The organism is Dactylosporangium sp. NPDC050588 (assembly GCF_040654975.1).
In the GTDB taxonomy this organism is placed as follows: Bacteria; Actinomycetota; Actinomycetes; order Mycobacteriales; family Micromonosporaceae; genus Dactylosporangium; species Dactylosporangium maewongense.
Window position 1 is genome coordinate 1 of the sequence record NZ_JBFAJA010000160.1, and the last position, 16,170, is coordinate 16,170.

At 73.9% G+C, this 16,170-nt stretch carries 17 protein-coding genes; 7 read left to right on the forward strand and 10 right to left on the reverse strand.

Annotated elements, in window-relative coordinates; all coding sequences use genetic code 11:
- The first annotated feature begins 57 nt into the window (after positions 1-57).
- Positions 58-426, forward strand: coding sequence for a nuclear transport factor 2 family protein (locus AB0I21_RS55710; RefSeq protein ID WP_360573918.1), 369 nt, complete (start codon positions 58-60; stop codon positions 424-426).
- A gap of 6 nt (positions 427-432) precedes the next feature.
- On the opposite strand, the gene AB0I21_RS55715 is transcribed toward AB0I21_RS55710, so the two are convergent.
- The 4 genes from AB0I21_RS55715 to AB0I21_RS55730 all read right to left on the reverse strand — a co-directional run bounded on the left by AB0I21_RS55715 (position 433) and on the right by AB0I21_RS55730 (position 3,205).
- On the reverse strand, positions 433-1,368 hold the full coding sequence (locus AB0I21_RS55715) for a septum formation family protein (RefSeq protein ID WP_360573920.1): 936 nt from the start codon (positions 1,366-1,368) through the stop codon (positions 433-435).
- A 102-nt stretch (positions 1,369-1,470) separates the two neighbouring features.
- A complete protein-coding gene (locus AB0I21_RS55720) occupies positions 1,471-2,421 on the reverse strand; it encodes a septum formation family protein (RefSeq protein ID WP_360573922.1) in 951 nt (316 codons plus the stop codon).
- A 263-nt stretch (positions 2,422-2,684) separates the two neighbouring features.
- The gene (locus tag AB0I21_RS55725; RefSeq protein ID WP_360573924.1) at positions 2,685-3,002 is read right to left on the reverse strand and encodes a septum formation family protein; all 318 of its coding nucleotides are present in this window, start codon (positions 3,000-3,002) and stop codon (positions 2,685-2,687) included.
- Positions 2,951-3,205 (reverse strand): hypothetical protein, encoded by a 255-nt coding sequence (locus AB0I21_RS55730; protein ID WP_360573926.1) that lies wholly within the window; start codon positions 3,203-3,205, stop codon positions 2,951-2,953. The genes AB0I21_RS55725 and AB0I21_RS55730 overlap by 52 nt, the downstream gene beginning before the upstream one ends.
- A 296-nt stretch (positions 3,206-3,501) precedes the next feature.
- Here AB0I21_RS55730 and AB0I21_RS55735 point away from each other — a divergent pair, with 296 nt between their 5' ends.
- Positions 3,502-4,599: a glycoside hydrolase family 19 protein gene (locus AB0I21_RS55735; RefSeq protein WP_360573928.1), complete on the forward strand. Its 1,098-nt coding sequence runs from the start codon at positions 3,502-3,504 to the stop codon at positions 4,597-4,599.
- A gap of 57 nt (positions 4,600-4,656) precedes the next feature.
- Here the strand turns inward: AB0I21_RS55735 and AB0I21_RS55740 are convergent, their stop codons facing one another.
- Both AB0I21_RS55740 and AB0I21_RS55745 read right to left on the reverse strand, forming a co-directional pair.
- Complete coding sequence (locus AB0I21_RS55740) at positions 4,657-5,550, reverse strand: MBL fold metallo-hydrolase (protein ID WP_360573930.1); 894 nt, start codon at positions 5,548-5,550, stop codon at positions 4,657-4,659.
- Positions 5,551-5,596: 46 nt separating this feature from the next.
- On the reverse strand, positions 5,597-5,896 hold the full coding sequence (locus AB0I21_RS55745) for an antibiotic biosynthesis monooxygenase family protein (protein ID WP_360573932.1): 300 nt from the start codon (positions 5,894-5,896) through the stop codon (positions 5,597-5,599).
- A 123-nt stretch (positions 5,897-6,019) separates the two neighbouring features.
- On the opposite strand from AB0I21_RS55745, the gene AB0I21_RS55750 reads away from it, so the two are divergent.
- Complete coding sequence (locus tag AB0I21_RS55750; protein WP_360573934.1) at positions 6,020-7,537, forward strand: MFS transporter; 1,518 nt, start codon at positions 6,020-6,022, stop codon at positions 7,535-7,537.
- Between the two features lie 170 nt (positions 7,538-7,707).
- Here AB0I21_RS55750 and AB0I21_RS55755 read toward each other — a convergent pair whose 3' ends face one another.
- Positions 7,708-8,550 carry an NAD(P)H-binding protein gene (locus AB0I21_RS55755; RefSeq protein ID WP_360573936.1) on the reverse strand — a complete coding sequence of 281 codons (843 nt, stop codon included), beginning with the start codon at positions 8,548-8,550 and terminating at the stop codon, positions 7,708-7,710.
- A 75-nt stretch (positions 8,551-8,625) separates the two neighbouring features.
- Between AB0I21_RS55755 and AB0I21_RS55760 the strand changes: the two genes are divergently transcribed.
- The 4 genes from AB0I21_RS55760 to AB0I21_RS55775 are packed head-to-tail and all read left to right on the forward strand — an operon-like array spanning position 8,626 to position 12,781.
- Positions 8,626-9,684, forward strand: a complete 1,059-nt coding sequence (locus AB0I21_RS55760; protein WP_360573938.1) for a methyltransferase — start codon at positions 8,626-8,628, stop codon at positions 9,682-9,684.
- Positions 9,685-9,688: 4 nt separating this feature from the next.
- Positions 9,689-10,723, forward strand: a complete 1,035-nt coding sequence (locus AB0I21_RS55765; protein WP_360573940.1) for a phosphotransferase family protein — start codon at positions 9,689-9,691, stop codon at positions 10,721-10,723.
- Positions 10,720-11,715, forward strand: coding sequence for an LLM class flavin-dependent oxidoreductase (locus AB0I21_RS55770; protein ID WP_360573942.1), 996 nt, complete (start codon positions 10,720-10,722; stop codon positions 11,713-11,715). The genes AB0I21_RS55765 and AB0I21_RS55770 overlap by 4 nt, the downstream gene beginning before the upstream one ends.
- A 10-nt stretch (positions 11,716-11,725) precedes the next feature.
- Positions 11,726-12,781: an LLM class flavin-dependent oxidoreductase gene (locus AB0I21_RS55775; RefSeq protein ID WP_360573944.1), complete on the forward strand. Its 1,056-nt coding sequence runs from the start codon at positions 11,726-11,728 to the stop codon at positions 12,779-12,781.
- On the opposite strand, the gene AB0I21_RS55780 is transcribed toward AB0I21_RS55775, so the two are convergent.
- From AB0I21_RS55780 to AB0I21_RS55790, 3 genes are read right to left on the reverse strand one after another with little or no spacing between them, the layout of a single operon-like run.
- Positions 12,774-14,297 carry a hypothetical protein gene (locus AB0I21_RS55780; protein ID WP_360573946.1) on the reverse strand — a complete coding sequence of 508 codons (1,524 nt, stop codon included), beginning with the start codon at positions 14,295-14,297 and terminating at the stop codon, positions 12,774-12,776. The two genes, AB0I21_RS55775 and AB0I21_RS55780, sit on opposite strands and share 8 nt — an antisense overlap.
- A gap of 46 nt (positions 14,298-14,343) precedes the next feature.
- Positions 14,344-15,186 carry an alpha/beta hydrolase gene (locus AB0I21_RS55785; RefSeq protein WP_360573948.1) on the reverse strand — a complete coding sequence of 281 codons (843 nt, stop codon included), beginning with the start codon at positions 15,184-15,186 and terminating at the stop codon, positions 14,344-14,346.
- Positions 15,187-15,230: 44 nt separating this feature from the next.
- Positions 15,231-16,061 (reverse strand): zinc-binding dehydrogenase, encoded by an 831-nt coding sequence (locus tag AB0I21_RS55790; protein WP_360573950.1) that lies wholly within the window; start codon positions 16,059-16,061, stop codon positions 15,231-15,233.
- Between the last annotated feature and the right edge of the window lie 109 nt (positions 16,062-16,170).

A 16,170-nucleotide genomic window follows, 5' to 3' on the forward strand; every position in this document is an offset into this window, starting at 1 on the left:
CGAGGGCGAGGGCCGGGCCACCGGCGAGGGAGACGGTGCGGCCGCGGTCGTTGGTGCGTGGACGCGTGGGCGGCCACATACACCGTCCACGCGGTCTACCCCCCGGTCGCCCCCGCCGGCAGCCCGTACCCCGGCGGGGCCCCGGCGCAGCGTCGCGGGCGGGCGGCGATCGCCGGCGCGCTGCGGGCCGCGGTGGCGAAGCGCGCCGGCTCCGCCGTCGTGCGCCGGTACTGGCTGGACATGCTCGTCGTCGACCCCGCGCCGGACGGTGCGCTGCGGGCGAGGTTCGCCGCCTTCAACGTCGAGACGCCCGCCGGCGGCCGCCCGGCGATCCACAACAGCACCACCGGCGAGGACCTGCTGGTGCCCGCGCCGGGCGGCTGGCTCGTCGCCACCCGCCGGATCACCCACGACGCCGTCAGCTGACGGTGATCAGACGGGCAGGGCCTTCTTGCCGAGGCCCTTGATCGAGGCCTTGGCCTTCTTGCCGGGGTTGAACAGGGCGAAGCAGCGCTGGTTGCGCTCGCCGGAGTCCCAGTCGGCCTTGGTGAAGCCGTCCCAGGCCATGCCCATGTCGCTGCGGGCGTTCAGCTGGGACTCGGTGAGGCCCATGAACTTCGCGATGGCGGGCCAGCAGCGGTCGGTCGTCCACTTCTCCAGCAGGTCGTGGGACGGCAGCGCGCCGCCGACGCCGGCGCCGACCTGGACGGTGCCGACGAACTCGGCCTCGTGCGGCTGCGCGCAGTCGATCTGGGTGAGCGCCCGGATGTCACCCCACCAGTTGTCCTTGCCCTTGTCGCCGTTGACCTCGATGCAGTGCAGCGCCTTCGGTGCGGCGCCGGTCAGCGAACCCTTCAGGGACGAGCTGGTCAGGGAGCCGGAGCCGTAGACGTCGCTTGTCGCGTAGACGGAGCAGACGTAGGTGTGCAGGCCGCCGCTCCACGGTGTCCGGTTCGGCATCTGGACGTTGATGCCGAGCATGCCGGTGTGCCAGTCGCCGCCGACGTGGTCGCTGACGGCCTTGCCGCAGGCCGCGTACGCCGCCTTGGCGTCCTCGCTGCCGGCTGCGGGTGGCTCCGAGGCCTGCGCGGCGTTGCCCTCGACGGTGCCGGTCATGACCACCTCGAGCGTGTGCGGGCGGTCGCACGCGACCCGGGCGCCGAGCAGCGACGACGGGTTGTAGGACGGCTGCGCGTCCCGGTCCAGGCACGCCCCGGTGGCCGGCAGCTCGAACCGTGGCGCGGCGAGGGGCTGCCAGTCGTCGACCAGGTCGGAGTCGACTCCGGGGACCTTGACGCCGCAACCGGACAATCCGAGCAGCACGGCGGCGAGGGCAGCGGCGATCGCCGTCCGGGCAGGCGTCAACATCTTCTCTCGTTCCCCCGTGGCAGGTGCCACCGTCCGGCAGCGATCATGACTGTCGGTGCCGCGCGACCGGATGTCAATGGCGATCCGGTCACAAACGCCAGGTCAGACGGGAAGCGCCTTCGTGCCGATCCCCTTGATGGACGCGCGGAGCTTCTTGCCCGGGTAGGACAGGGCGACGCAGCGCTGGGTGCGGTCGCCCGAGTCCCACATCGCCTTGTCGAAGCCGTCCCAGAAGACCCCGATGTCGCGCCGTGAGTCCAGCTGGGCGGCGGTGAGGCCCATGAACTTCGCCGCGACGGGCCAGCAGCGGTCGCCCGCCAGCTTCTGCAGCTGGTCGGTGGAGGGGAGCTCGCCGGTGAGGTCCGCGCCGACCTGGACGGTGCCGGCGAACTCGGCCTCGTGCGGCTGCGCACAGTCGATCGGGGTCATCGCATGGACCTGCTCCCACCAGCCGTCGGAGGCCTTGTCGCCGTTGACGTCGAGGCAGTGCAGCGCCTTCGGCGCGGCGCCGGTCAGTGAGCCCTTCGCCGAGCCGGTGGACGACCCGATCCGGCCGAAGAAGTCGCTGAGGACGAGGACCGAGCAGACGTAGGAGCGCAGCCCGCCCTCCCAGGAACCGCGCGCCGGCATCTGCATGGTGACGCCGAACAGGCCGGTGTGCCAGTCGCCGCCGACGTAGGCGTCCGCCGCCGCGCTGCACGTCTTGTACGCCGCCCGGTACGCCTCGCCGCCCGGCCCGCCGCCCGGCTCGGGTGGCACGGCCCGCTGGGCGGCGCTGCCGTCGACGGTGCCGACGAGGACGACCTCGAACGTGTGGTCGCGGTCGCACGGGGTCTCGGCGTCGCGCACCGTCGACGGGTTGAAGGTCGTCGTCGCCGCACTGCCCTCCAGGCACGTCCCGACGGCCGGCAGGTCGAACTTCGGCGCGGCGAGGGCCTTCCAGTCGTCGATCAGGTCGCCGTCCGCGCCGGCGGGCGGCAGGGTGCAGCCGGACGCACCGAGCAGCACGCCGGCCAATACGGCGGCGATCGCCGCCCGGGCACGTGCCGTCATTGGATTCCTTCCGTGGATACTCCGGCCTTCAGGCCGGGGAGGAAACGGGACTCCTGCGGAGCAGGGCAGGGAAGGCCGATCCGCCGCCAAGGCGGATCGGCATATGCCTGTGTGTTACCGCAAGGTTCACCATCCAGGCGGTTATCGTGTGAGCCGTGTCCAGGGCTGTGAAGACGGCATGGACAGGTGCCAGTGGGAGGCCGGCGACTCGTACCAGCGCTGCTTCGCCCTGTTCCGCCCGGGCAAGAAGGCCCGCGCCACGGTCAAGGGGCTCGGCAAGAAGGGATTCCCGGCTTGACGCCGTAGGCGTCGCTGAGCGCGACGACGGAGCAGATGTAGTTGCGCAGCCCGCCCTGCCAGGCCTGGCTGGTCGGCTGCCGCACGTCGATGCCGAGCAGCCCGGTGTGCCACTCGCCGCCGACGTAGCCGGCGACCGCCTTGCCGCAGGCGGTGTAGGACGCCTGGAAGCCTTCGCTGCCCGGCTTCGGGGGTGCTGGTGCCTGCCCGGCGCTGCCGTCCACGGTGCCGATCAGGACGGCCTCGAGCGTGTGGGCCCGGTCGCACTCGATCGGGGTGGCCACGGTGTAGGCGGGTCGAACGGGGTCTTCGTCGTCGTGCCCAGGCACGCCCCGACGGCCGGCAGGTCGAACTTCGGCGCGGCGAGCGGCGGCCAGTCGTCGGTGAGCTCGCCGTCGACGCCGGCGACGGTCAGCCCGCAGCCGGAGGTGCCGAGCAGCAACCCGGCGAGCACGGCGGCGGCAGCCGCCCGGACAGCACGCTTCATCGACTCTCGTTCCCCCGTGGACCTCCACCGGACGGCGGAGATGATGACTGTCTTCGTTCGCCGACCGGGATGTCAACAGCCATGCGGGTCGATGTCACCGCCGAAGAGATCGCCGCGCCCGCGACGGTTTCGCGCCACCCTGGTCCGCCGCGTACGCGACACCGGTGTCCCCGACGCTGTCGCAGGCAACTGTAGGCGTTTCTGGCAAGTGTATTTACAACTGAAGAAGTTTTGTTTACAAATAGGCATGGACGGACGTCCATCTGTGGTAGCCCCATGGTCGGAAGGTGACCCCCATGCCCAGACCACGTGTTCTTGCGTTCCTCGCCGCGGCCGGCATAGCGCTGGCCGCCGCCGGCGCCGCGATCCTGCCGGCGACCGCGTCCAACGCGGCCACAGCCTGCGCCGCCGCGTACAACAACTCCGCCGTCTACACCGGCGGCATGCAGGTCTCGTACAACAGCCACAACTGGACCGCCAAGTGGTGGACGCAGTACGAGGCGCCGAGCACCGGTGGCTCCGGCGTGTGGGCCGACAACGGCTCGTGCGGCGGGTCCGGCGGCGGTGGCGGTGGCGGTGGCGGTGGCGGCACGGCCTGCAACTACCCTGCCTGGGTCGCCGGGCAGTACTACGCGGTCGGCGCGATCGTGCGCTACACCAACGGGCTCTACTACCAGGCCACCCATGAGAACCCCGGCTACGACCCGACGATCAGCACGTGGTTCTGGAGCCCGTACGCGTGCTCCGGCGGTGGCGGTGGCGGTGGTGGCGGCACCACCGGGTTCGTGGTCAGCGAGGCGCAGTTCAACCAGATGTTCCCGAGCCGGAACGGCTTCTACACCTACGCCGGCCTGACGGACGCGATGGCGAAGTACCCCGCCTTCGCCAAAACCGGCAGCGACACCGTCAAGCGCCAGGAGGCGGCCGCGTTCCTGGCCAACGTCGGCCACGAGACCGGCGGCCTCGTCTACATCAACGAGATCAACACGGCCAACTGGCCGCACTACTGCGACTACAGCCAGCCGTACGGCTGCCCGGCCGGCCAGTCCGCGTACCACGGCCGCGGCCCGATCCAGCTGAGCTGGAACTTCAACTACAAGGCGGCGGGCGACGCGCTCGGCGTCGACCTGCTCAACAACCCGGACCTGGTCGCCACCAACTCGTCGATCTCCTGGCAGACCGGCCTCTGGTACTGGATGACCGGCACCGGCAACGCCGGCACGACCTCGCACAACGCCATGGTCAACGGCCAGGGCTTCGGCACCACGATCCGGGCGATCAACAGCATCGAGTGCAACGGCGGCAACCCGGCGCAGGTGCAGAGCCGGGTCAACCTGTACAACCAGTTCACCGCCATCCTCGGCGTCCCCGCCGGCGGCAACCTCACCTGCTGAGACCCGCGCGGGTCCGGTGGGTGGGGTTTCAGGTGGATCCCACCCACCGGACGCGTCTCAGGCGGCGCAGGGCAGAGGGCCGCCGTTCCAGGTGACCATCTCGGCGAAGACCGGGGCGGACGGCAGGTAGGCGCCGGCGGGAGTGCCGGTGCGTTCGGCGTAGGCGCGGTGGAGGTTGGCCACGAGACGCTCCGGCTCGCCCCAGCCGGCGAACTCGCCGAGGTCGGCCTCCAGGGCCGCCTCCAGCGGGGTGCGGCCGGCGGCGAGGCCGCGGTCGGCGAGGTCGTCGAGCCAGCGCAGGTAGGCCGTCGTCGCGTCGAGGGCCGCGGCGCCCGCGACCGGGCCGTGCCCGCCGACGACGACCTCGGGCTCCAGCGCGGCGAGGGCGGCGACGGCGTGCAGGCTGCCGTGGACGGAGCCCATCAGCACGAACGGCGTGTGCCCCGGCATGACCACGTCGCCGGTGAAGAGCACGCGCTGCGCGGGCAGCCACGCGACGACGTCGCCGGTGGTGTGGGCCGGGCCCGGGTGCCACAGGCGCACCTCGGTCCGTCCGACGTGGACGGTGAGCCGGTCGGTGAACGTCAGATCCGGCAGGAGCAGCGGCTGGTCGCCCCAGTCGACGCCGGGCCAGACCTGGCGCAGCGCGGTGCCGCGGGCCGCCATGTCCGCGCGGGCCGTGGCGTGGGCGACGATCGTGGCGGGCGGGGCGAAGACGGCGTTGCCGAGGGTGTGGTCGCCGTGGTGGTGGGTGTCGACGACGACGCCCGGCGGGGCCGGGGTGACCCGCCGCACCGCGTCGCGCAGCGCCAGCGCCCGGGCGTGGGTCGCGGCGGTGTCGACGAGCAGCGCGGCGGTGCCGTCGTGGACGAGCCCGGCGTTGTTGACGCACCAGCCGCCGTCGGGCTGCACGTACGCGTGCACGCCGTCGCCGACATCGATCAGCGTCATGCCGTCACCTCCGCCGTGGTGGCCCGCGGTCCGGCATCGGGCCGCTTCATGCCGGCCCTGTACCGGCGGATACGACCTCGCAGACGTGCGGGTCGCCGGTTGAGACGGTGGAGACCCGCAGCGCGGTGCGGAAGGCCTCCTGTGACGTGGCGGTCCGGAATGCGGCGAGGTCGCGCCACTCGGCGATGTTGACGTAGACGTCGGGGTCGGTGGTGGAGCGCACCAACTGGTAGCGGACCAGGCCCGGCTGGGCACGGAAGAACGCGGCGACGCCGGCGTAGATCCGTTCGAGGTCCTCGGCGGGCCCGGTGAGCCGCAACGTGTTGACGAACACGACGGTGGTCATGGACCGACCCTGGACCGTCCCCCTCCAGTCGCCCTGGAGTCACGCTGCACCGTGCTTGCCCTACTAGACGCGTAGGTCTAACGTAATGGACTATCAAGTCCAACTCGATCAACGGGAGTGATCATGGCAGTCGCCGAGGCCCCACCGGGGGAGACCGGGCGCCGTGGACCGGACTGGGCCGTGCTGTCGCTGCTCTGCCTCGGGCAGGTGATGGTGGTGCTCGACGTGTCGATCGTGAACGTCGCACTGCCCGCCATCCGGGCCGACCTCGGCTTCAGCGACTCCGGCCTGCAGTGGGTCGTCAACGCCTACACGCTGACCTTCGCCGGCTTCCTGCTGCTCGGCGGGCGGGCCGCCGACCTCTTCGGCCGGCGCCGCATGTTCATCACCGGCCTGGTGCTCTTCACCGTCGCGAGCCTTGTCGGCGGCCTCGCCCAGGACGAGCTCACCCTCATCATCGCCCGCGGCGCGCAGGGCCTCGGCGGCGCGATCCTGTCGCCGGCCACGCTGACGCTGCTCACCACCACCTTCGTCGAGGCGCCGAAGCGCGCCAGGGCGATGGCGGCCTGGAGCGCGGTCTCCGGCGGCGGCGCCGCGATCGGCTCGCTGCTCGGCGGCGTGCTCACCGACCTCATCAACTGGCGCTGGATCCTGTTCGTCAACGTCCCGATCGGCATCGCCGCGATCGTCGCGTCGCTGCGGGTGCTGCCCCTGGGCCGCCCCGACCCGGCCGCCGGCCCGCGCCGTCTGGACCTGCTCGGCTCGCTGCTGGTCACCGCCGGTCTCGTCGCCGTCGTGTACGGCACGGTCAACAGCCAGGCCCACGGCTGGGGCGACCCGGTCACCTTCGGCCCGCTCGCCGTCGGCGTCGTGCTGCTCGCCTGGTTCGTCCTGCACGAGGCGAAGGTCGCCGAGGCCCCGGTCGTGCCGCTGCGGCTGTTCGCCTCCCGCGGCATCACCGTGGCCAACCTCGTCATGTTCTGGCTCGGGTGCGCCGTCATCGCCCACTTCTTCTTCCTGTCGCTGTACATGCAGAACGTCCTCGGCTACGACGCCCTCGCCGCCGGGCTGGCGTTCCTGCCCGGCGCGATCGCGATGACGGCCGGTGCCTACGCCGGCCCGGTGCTGCTCAAGCGGGTCGGCGTCCGGCCGCTGCTGATCGGCGGGCCGCTGCTGTCCGGGATCGGTCTCGCCTGGCTGTCGGTGATCCCGGTCCGCGGCTCGTACGCCGCCGACCTGCTCGTGCCGATGATCCTGGTGACGCTCGGCGCGGGCATCGCGATGACCCCGCTCGCCATCACCGCCACGTCGGGCATCCCGCGGCACGAGGCCGGCCTCGCCTCCGGCGTCATCAACACCACCCGGCAGGTCGGCGGGTCGCTCGGCCTCGCGGTGCTCGCCACGATCGGCGCGACCCGGGCACAGCACCTGCTCGACGCGGGCACGGCACAGGCCGACGCGGTCGTCTCCGGGTACCGCCTGGCGTTTCTGGTCGGTGCGGCGTTCGCGGTGGTCGGCGCGCTCACGTCGATCGCGGCCCCCGGCCCGGCCCCGGCGCCTGCCGCGGCCCCCGAACCGGCGGCCGAACCGACCTCCGGGCCCGCCGCCGCCGAGCCCGCCGCGGCCAAGTCCGCGTCCTGACCCGCCCGGACCTGCCCGGGCCGGGTCCTGCCGACCTGCCCGGGCCGGGTGCCGCCGGCCGCGACAGCCCGCGACCGGCGCGGGGCACGCGAGTGCCCGGTGTCATCGCTCCACAGCCCGGTGCCGGCCGTGCCTCGCCGGCCGGCACCGCCATCCCCTGACGGCCGTCTCTAACGGAAGGTGTCGGCGTGGTCCTCGGCCCACTGGCGGAAGCTGCGCGGTGCCCGGCCCGTCACGTCCTGGACCGTCGGCAGGACCCTGGCGCGGAACGGGCCGGCCGCCGCGCGTGCGGACAGCACCGCGTCGACCACCTCCGCGGGCACCCGCCGGGCCATCGCCGCCCGGGCCTGCTCGAGGCCGAGCTCCTCGAAGCGCAGCGGCCGGTCCAGGACCTCGGCGAGGACCGCGACCTGCTCGGCGGGGCTGATCGCCGCCGGGCCGCTCAGCGGCAGCACCGCACCGTCGTGCCCGCCCCTGAGCGCCGCGACCACCACCGCGGCGATGTCCCGCGGGTCCACGATGGACGCGCGCAGGTCACCGAACGGCGCCCGGACGACGCCGGCCTGCCGCACCGACGGCGCCCACTCCGACGTGTTGGACATGAACCCTCCGGGCCGGACGATCGTCCAGGCCGGCCCCGCGTCCCGCACGGCGCGTTCCCCGTCGGCGTGCCAGCGGCCGAGGAGCCCGTTCGGGGCCTCCTCGGCGGCGAGGGACGAGAGCGCGACGAGACGGGTCACCCCGGCCTTCGCGGCGGCCTGCGCCAGGTTGGCGTCGTGCTCGGCCTTGCGCGGCCCGACCGACAGCAGGAACACCCGGTCCACACCGTCCAACGTGGACGGCAGGCTGTCCGGGTCGCCCAGGTCGCCGGCGACGAGCTCGACATCCGGCAGCAGTGTCGCCGCCCGTGCCGGGTCCCGGGTCAGGGCGCGCACCGGCTCGCCCGCCTCCAGCAGCTGCCGCACCACCGCGCGTCCGACGGTGCCCGTGGCACCGGTCAACAGGATCGTCATGCGTCCGTGTCTAACCGCACCTCCTCCAGTGCCGCTGGAGCCTTGTGCGGCGGCGCCGCGGTGGAGCCGGGCTCCATGGCAGCTCCAGTGGCCGCTCCTAGCGTCGGGGGAGCCGCGTCCGACGACACCTGGGAGTCCACAGTGGAGCTGAACCCCGCCCCGATCCTCGACATCGCGTCGGGTGCCCGCCGCGCGCGGCTGCTGTTCGCCGCCGCCGACGTCGGCGTCTTCGGCGCCCTCGCCGAGGCGCCCGCGACCGCCGAGGAGGTCCGCGCGAGGCTGGGGCTGCACAGGGCGGGGGTCGGCGACCTGCTCGCCGGGCTGGAGGCGCTCGGGCTCGTCGAGCGCCGCGACGGCCGCTACCACAACAGCCCCGCCGCCGGCCGCTACCTGGTGCCCGGGCGGCCCGAGTTCCTCGGCGGCTTCCTGGACTTCCTCGACCACACGCTGCACCCGGCCTGGGACGGCCTGGCCACCAGCCTCCGTTCCGGCGAACCCGCGAACGTCCAGGCCGGCGACGGCGACCCGTACGCGCCGGTGCACGCCGACCCCACCTCGCGGACCGCGTTCTTCGACGCCATGGACGTGCTCAACGCGCCGATCGGCGCGGCCCTCGCCGAACTGGACTGGAGCGGCTTCGAGCACGTCGTCGACGTCGGCGGCGCCCGCGGCAACATCGCGGTGCACCTGGTCAAGACACACCCGCACCTGCGGGTCACCGTGTTCGACCTGCCGGACGTGCGGCCGGCCTTCGAGGCGCACGTCGGCGACAACGACCGGGTCACCTTCGCCGGCGGGGACTTCTTCACCGACCCGCTGCCGGCCGCCGACGCGGTGCTGTTCGGACATGTGCTGCACAACTGGACCGTGGAGCGGCGCCGGTTCCTCGCGCAGGCGGCCTTCCGCGCCGTGCGGCCCGGCGGCGCCGCGTTCGTCTACGACCCGATGCTCGACCCCGACCGCCCGCAGCTGCCCAACGTCCTCGCCAGCCTCAACATGCTCGTCTGGTCCGCCGGCGGCGCCGAGTACACCTTCGCCGACGCCGCGACCTGGTTCACCGACGCCGGGTTCGCCACCGTCTCGCACGCCCCGCTGGTCGCGACGACGAGCCTGCTCACGGCGCGGAAGGAGTGAGGCGGTGGCTGTCCGCGTCGCCCGTGACCCCGACGTCACCCGCAAGGCGCTCACCGGGTGGCTCGCCGGCCGGTTCGGCGCGCCCGATCTGCGGCTCGGGCCGGTGACCGTGCCGCCGTCGACCGGCTTCTCCGCGGAGAACCTGGTCGTCGACGCCACCTGGACCGGCCCCGAGGGACCGGCCCGGCGGCGGCTGGTCGTGCGCATCGCACCCACCAGCTACCAGCTGCACCCCCGGCCGCGGTTCTGGCAGCAGTACCACCTGCAGCGCCTCCTGGGCGAGCGCACCGACGTCCCGGTCGCGCCCGCGCTCGGGTTCGAACACGACCCGGGGCTCCTCGGCGCGCCGTTCTGCGTGCTGGGCCACGTCGCCGGGCTCGTCCCGGCGGACCTCCCCTCGTACCACCGCGAAGGCTGGCTGCACGACGCGTCCGCACCCATGCGGGCGGCGGTGTGGCGCAACGCCGTCGACGTGCTGGCCCGCATCCACCGGGTGCCCCCGCTGCCGCTCGATCTGGGCCCCGCTTCGCAGGTCGAGGAGTTGGCCGCGGATCTCGACTTCTACGGCTGCGCGGCGGATCCGCACGTCCGGGCCGGGATCGGTGTGCTGCGGGCCACCGTGCCGGCGCAGGCCGGGCCGCCGGTGCTGCTGTGGGGTGACGCCCGGCTGGGCAACATCGTCTTCGACGGTGCCGCCGTCGCGGCGGTCCTCGACTGGGAGATGGCCGGGCTCGGCGCACCCGAGGCCGACCTGGCCTGGTTCCTGCACCTGGACCGGCACCTCAGCGAAGGCATCGGCGCCGAACGCCTCCCCGGACTGCCGGACCGCGCCGCGACCGTCGCCCACTGGGCCCGCCGGACCGGCCGCGTGCCGCACGCGCTCGACTTCCACCGGGTGCTCGCCGCGGTCAGGTTCGCGGCCGTCACCGCCAGGGTCACCGCCCTGCTGACCGGGCACCGCCTGGTCCCCGCCGACTTCCCCCTGCACCGCAACGCGACGCGCCTGCTCGCGACCACACTCAAGGAGGTCGGCACGTGAAACTGTCCATCCTGGACCAGTCCCCGATCGGGACGGGCCAGTCACCCGCCCAGGCCCTGCGCAACACGGTCGAGCTCGCCGAGCTCGCCGACCAGCTCGGCTACACCCGCTACTGGGTCGCCGAGCACCACGCGATGCACTCCCACGGCGGGAGCGCGCCCGAGGTGCTCGTCGCCGCGATCGCCGCCCGCACCAGCCGGATCCGGGTCGGCTCCGGCGGGGTGCTGCTGAGCCACTACAGCCCGTTCAAGGTCGCCGAGGTCTTCCGTACCCTCGAGGCCCTGTACCCGGGCCGCATCGACCTCGGCATCGGCCGGTCCGCGGGATCCAGCCCGATCGAGACCTACGCGCTGCGGGGCGCGTCGTCGCTGCCGGACGACTTCGACGACAAGCTCGTGCAGCTGCTCGCGTTCCTCGACGGGAGCTTCCCGCCCGGGCACCCGTTCCACGACATCGTCGTCACCCCGACCGGCACCGGACGCCCCGAGGTGTGGCTGCTCGGCTCCAGCCCGCGCAGCGGCGCCGTCGCCGCCCAGCTGGGCCTGCCCTACGCCTACGCCCACTTCATCAACCCGGCCCCGACCCGCGCCGTCTTCGCCGACCACCGGGCCCGCACCGGCGGCACCGGCAAGGCGATCCTCGGCATCGGCGTCTACTGCGCCGGCACCGACGCCGAGGCCGAGCGCATCTACGCCACCCAGCGGGCGTTCCGCAAGCGGCTCACCCGCAACGACGTGCGCCCCGTGCCGACCCCGGAGCAGTCGCTGCTGGAGCTCGCCGACGGCGACGACCCGCTCGGCGCGGAGCGCTTCGAGTTCCCGCGCTACGTCCACGGCACGCCGGACCGGGTCCGCGACCAGATCCTGGCCATCACCGAGGCGACCGGCGCCGAAGAGGTCATCGCGCTCGCCACCATCCACGACCATGCCGACCGGCTGCGCTCCTACGAGCTGCTGGCTTCGGCGTTCGCGCTGCAACCCGCGCTCGCCTGAGAGGATTCCGATGCGTTTCGGTATCAACCTGTTCCCGACCGTCGGCCCGTCGGACAAGGCCGCGGCCGAGTACTTCGACGACGCGCTCGGCCTGGTCGAGCTCGCCGAGCAGCTCGACTACCACCACGTGAAGACGGTCGAGCACTACTTCTTCGCCTACGGCGGCTACAGCCCCGACCCGGTCACGTTCCTGGCCGCCGCGGCCGCCCGCACCTCCCGGATCCGGCTCATCACCGGCGCGGTCATCCCGGCGTTCACGCACCCGATCAAGCTGGCCGGCAAGCTCGCCATGCTCGACAACATCTCCCACGGCCGCCTCGACGTCGGTTTCGGCCGCGCGTTCCTGCCCGACGAGTTCGCCGCGTTCGGCATCCCCCTGGACGAGAGCCGCCCCCGCTTCGACGAGGGCGTCGCCGCCGTCCGTCAACTGTGGACGACGCCCGATCTCGTGTTCGACGGGCAGTTCCACCGGTTCGGACCGGTCACGCTGCTGCCCCTGACCTACCAGCGGCCGCACCCGCCGATCCTCGTCGCCACCGCGATCACCCCGTCGTCCGCGGCGTCCGCCGGTGCCAACGGGTACGGGCTGCTGCTCGTACCGTCGATCAACAAGCGGGAGAAGGTCCAGGAGATGATCGCCGGCTACCGCGCGGCCCGCGCCTCCGCGGGTCTGGACCCCGCCGGCGGGGACATCCACCTCAGCTACAACTGCTACCTGTCCGAGGACGCCGGCGAGGCGTACCGCAACGGCCGCCGCTACTCCGAGTGGACGAACGCCCGCCTCCTGGAGGCGGTCTCGGCCTGGGGCGTCACGCGCAGCTCCGGCTACGAGGGCTACGAGAACATCGTGCAGAAGGTGTCGTCGGCGGACTTCGACAGCTCGCTGCGCGACAACAAGGCCCTCGTCGGCACCCCCGCCGAGGTCGTCGACCGGGTCACCACGATCCGCGACTGGTTCGGCGACGTGACGATCAGCCTGCAGGTCGTCTCCGGCAACATGCCGCTGTCCGAGTCGCAGCGCACCATCCGCCTCTTCGGCGAGCAGGTCCTGCCCAAGTTCAGCTGACCGGCGCCTGGATCAGCGCGCGAATGATGTCCCGCGGCAGGGACGGGTTGGCCGCGGCCTCGGTGACCCCGTCGTCGAGGAGTGCGAAGAGCGTCCCGGCATCCAGGGCGGGGTGCCGGGCCGCGGCCCGCCGGGCCTTCTCGTCGGCGAGGCACGCGGCGAGCGCGGGCCCGGTGGCGTTGGGATGCCTGGCGATCTCGCGGAGGGCGAGCTTCGCCGGCGGCCGCAGCGTCGCGATCCGCAGCAGCAGGTCCGCGGGGCAGGCGGGGTTGCCGGCCAACGCGCCGGCGACCCGGACGCCGTGGGCGGTGAGCATGGCCTGCATGCGGGCGAGGGAGATGCGGGGATTGCGGGCGACCGCCTGGAGCACCGCCGCGTCGGGGTCCGCGGCGAGGGCGTCGACGAGGTCGCCGGGCAGCCCGGGGTGCCGCGCGGCGAGCATCCGGACGGCCGGCACCTTGGAGGTGGCGAGCTGCCGCAGCTCGTCGGCGCCGGCGGCCGCGATGCGCGGCAGCGGCGCAGGGCCGGCCTGGTCGGTGCCGGCCTCGATGTCGGCGGCGACCCGCGACGGCGGCGGTCCGGTCCGGGTGGTGGCGGCGAGGCCGGTGAGGACGTCGAGCGGGACGTTCGGGTTGTGCATGAGGCATTGCTGCACGCCGTGCGCCGGGTCGGTGGCCATGCCGCGGAGCACGGCCGGGTCGACGGCGGGGTTGGCGGCGACCGCGTAGCGGACGAAGGGCATGGGTTCGGCAGCGAGGCTGGCGTACTCGTCCTGCGGCAGGTCCGGCCGGCCCGCGACGGCCCATCGGACCCAGTGGTCCGGATGCCGGGTGAGGTGCACGATGGCCGGTGCGGGAGTGGAACGGTTCTCAGCCGCCGCGTACTGGATGCCGTGGATCGCGCTCTCGTGACCGCCGTCGCAGGCCGGCCAGTCCGCGGGTTGATCGGTTCCGTCGCAGTCCGGGCAGGCCTCGGCGGGCGGACGGCCACCGTCTCGCGCCAGGGCCGCCAGAATCTCGCCCGGTGTGGCCTTGTTGGCGGCCAATGCCGTTCGGACCCGGGTGTGCGGGTGCCGGGCGAGCCGCTCGGCGAGCGCGGCGGTCATCGCGGGCGACAGGGCAGCCTCGGCGACGACGTCCATGTCGAGGTCGTCCGCGAGCCGCGCCACCACGTCGGCGGGCGTGTGCGCGGCGGACGCGAGCAGCCGGCGGATCCAGGGATCGGGTGACGTCGCGTGCGCGCGTGCCCACTCCGGCGGCGCCCCGGTGGCATCCAGCAGCGCGGCGACGACCCGCGCGTCCCGCCCGTCGACGTCGGCGGCCAGCAGGTGTCCATTGTGGATGAGCCAGACGGCGGCGCCGGTGCTCCGTGCCGCGATGGCGCGGACCTGGGCGGCGGACAGGTCGTCCCGCCGCGCCAGGTCGCCGAGCAGCTCGTCGTCGCCGGCGGCGATGAGCGCGTCGACCAGGTCCGCCGGCAGGGCCGGGTTCACTGCCAGGCCGTTGAGAAGTCCCACCGGTGCAGTGTCGCGCCCGGGCCCTCCCGACGCGACCAGATTCGGGTCAGGTGGCCAGGAAGTCGGTGACGGCGGCCGCGAACGCCTCCGGTTCGTCGACCCACGGGTAGTGGCCGGCGCCGGGGATGGTGACGTGGCGGGCGTGGGGGAGGCCGCCGGCGGCCACGTCGCCGATGCGGACGCCGGTGAGGGCGTCGCGGTCGCCGGTGAGGACCAGCACCGGAGCCGGGACGGTGGCGAAGTCGTCGAGCCAGCCGGTGGAGGTGCCGGCCCAGAAGCCGGCCCAGGCGTCCAGGGCGAACCCGGTGCGCTGCGTCGCGGCGTGGGCCTGCTGGCGGGCGTCCCAGCGGCCGTACGCGGCGGGGGTGTAGCGGTCCAGGACGTCGAAGACCTGGGCGGGCGGGGTGTCCGGCGGCAGGCTCAGCAGCTCACCCGCGGCGTCGCTGACCGAGGAGAACCAGGGGGCGTCGGTGCGGGTGGCGAGGATGTCGCCCACGTCGTCGCCGCCCTTGCCGTACAGCTGAGGGCTGGGTGCGACGAGGATCAGGCGGTCGATCCGGGTGGGGTGCCCGGCGGCGTAGGCGCTGGCGACGACCGAGCCGGCGGAGTGGCCGAGGAGGTCCAGGCGGTCCAGGCCGAGGTGGGCGCGCAGCGCCTCGACGTCCCGGGCGAGGCTCGGGTACGCGTAGGTGGCCGGGTCGGCCGGCCGGGGCGAGGCGCCGGTGCCGCGGGCGTCGTAGCGGATGAGGGTCCGCGACGCCGACAGGCCGCCGAGGTCCTCGAGGTACCCGGCGGCCCGCGGACCGCCCGGGACCAGGACCAGCGGCGGCCCGTCGCCGATCGACTCGTAGTGCAGGACCGTGCCGTCGTAGCTGGTGAAGATAGCCATGCAGCGACGCTACGAACGGCCGGTCGACGCCCGCTGCAGTCCCGCTACAGCGCGAGGCGCAGGACCGCCTTGCCGTTGACCTTCCGGTCGCGCAGCGCGTCCCAGGCCGGTGCCGGGTCGGACCACGGCGTCGTGAGCGCGACCTGGGGGTCGAGCCGGCCCTGCGTCACGAGGCCGACGAGCGTGCCGAGGTCGCGGCCGACCGGCTGCCGGCGCGTCTCCTGGAACAGGTGCAGGTATCGCAGCGACACCCCCGGCCGGAGCCGGCCCCAGTCCAGCGGGAGCCGCAGCGGCTCGCGGGTCGTGTTGCCGTAGCTGACCACGATCCCGTCCTCGGCGACCGACGCCCACGCCTGCTCCAGGGCGGCGCCGCCGACGCTGTCGAGCAAGACGTCCACCGGTTCGGCGATGGCCTCGCCGTATCCGCCGACCGCCGCGGCGCCGAGCTTCGCCAGGCCGTCGCCGCGGCCCGCCGCACCCACCCGGGCGATGACCCGCGCGCCGGCGGCGGCCGCGAGCTGCACCGCGACCCGGCCGACGCCGCCGCCCGCGCCGGTCACCAGGACCGTCCGGCCGAGCAGCCAGCCGGCGTGCCGCAGGGCGTAGAGGGCGGTGAGGCCCGCGACCGGCAGCGCCGCACCGGTCGTGTCGGGGACGGTGTCGGGCAGCACGGCGAGGTGGCCGGCGGGGATCGCGACCCGCTCGGCGAACCCGTCCCGCCCCGCGAGCCCGACGACCCGCGCGCCGGCGGGCGGCCCGGAGCCGTCGGCGGCGGCCCGCTCGACGACCCCGGCGACGTCCCAGCCGAGCCGCGACCCGGCGGGCAGGCTCGCGGCCACGGTCAGGTCGCCGCGGTTGAGCCCGGCCGCGTGCACCGAGACGACGGCCTCCCCGGGTGCCGGGTCCGGTTCGCCGACGTCGGCGCTCTCGAGCCCGATCCGGCAAGGCCACGCGTGTTCTCACCATTCGGGCTCGGCGTCCTCG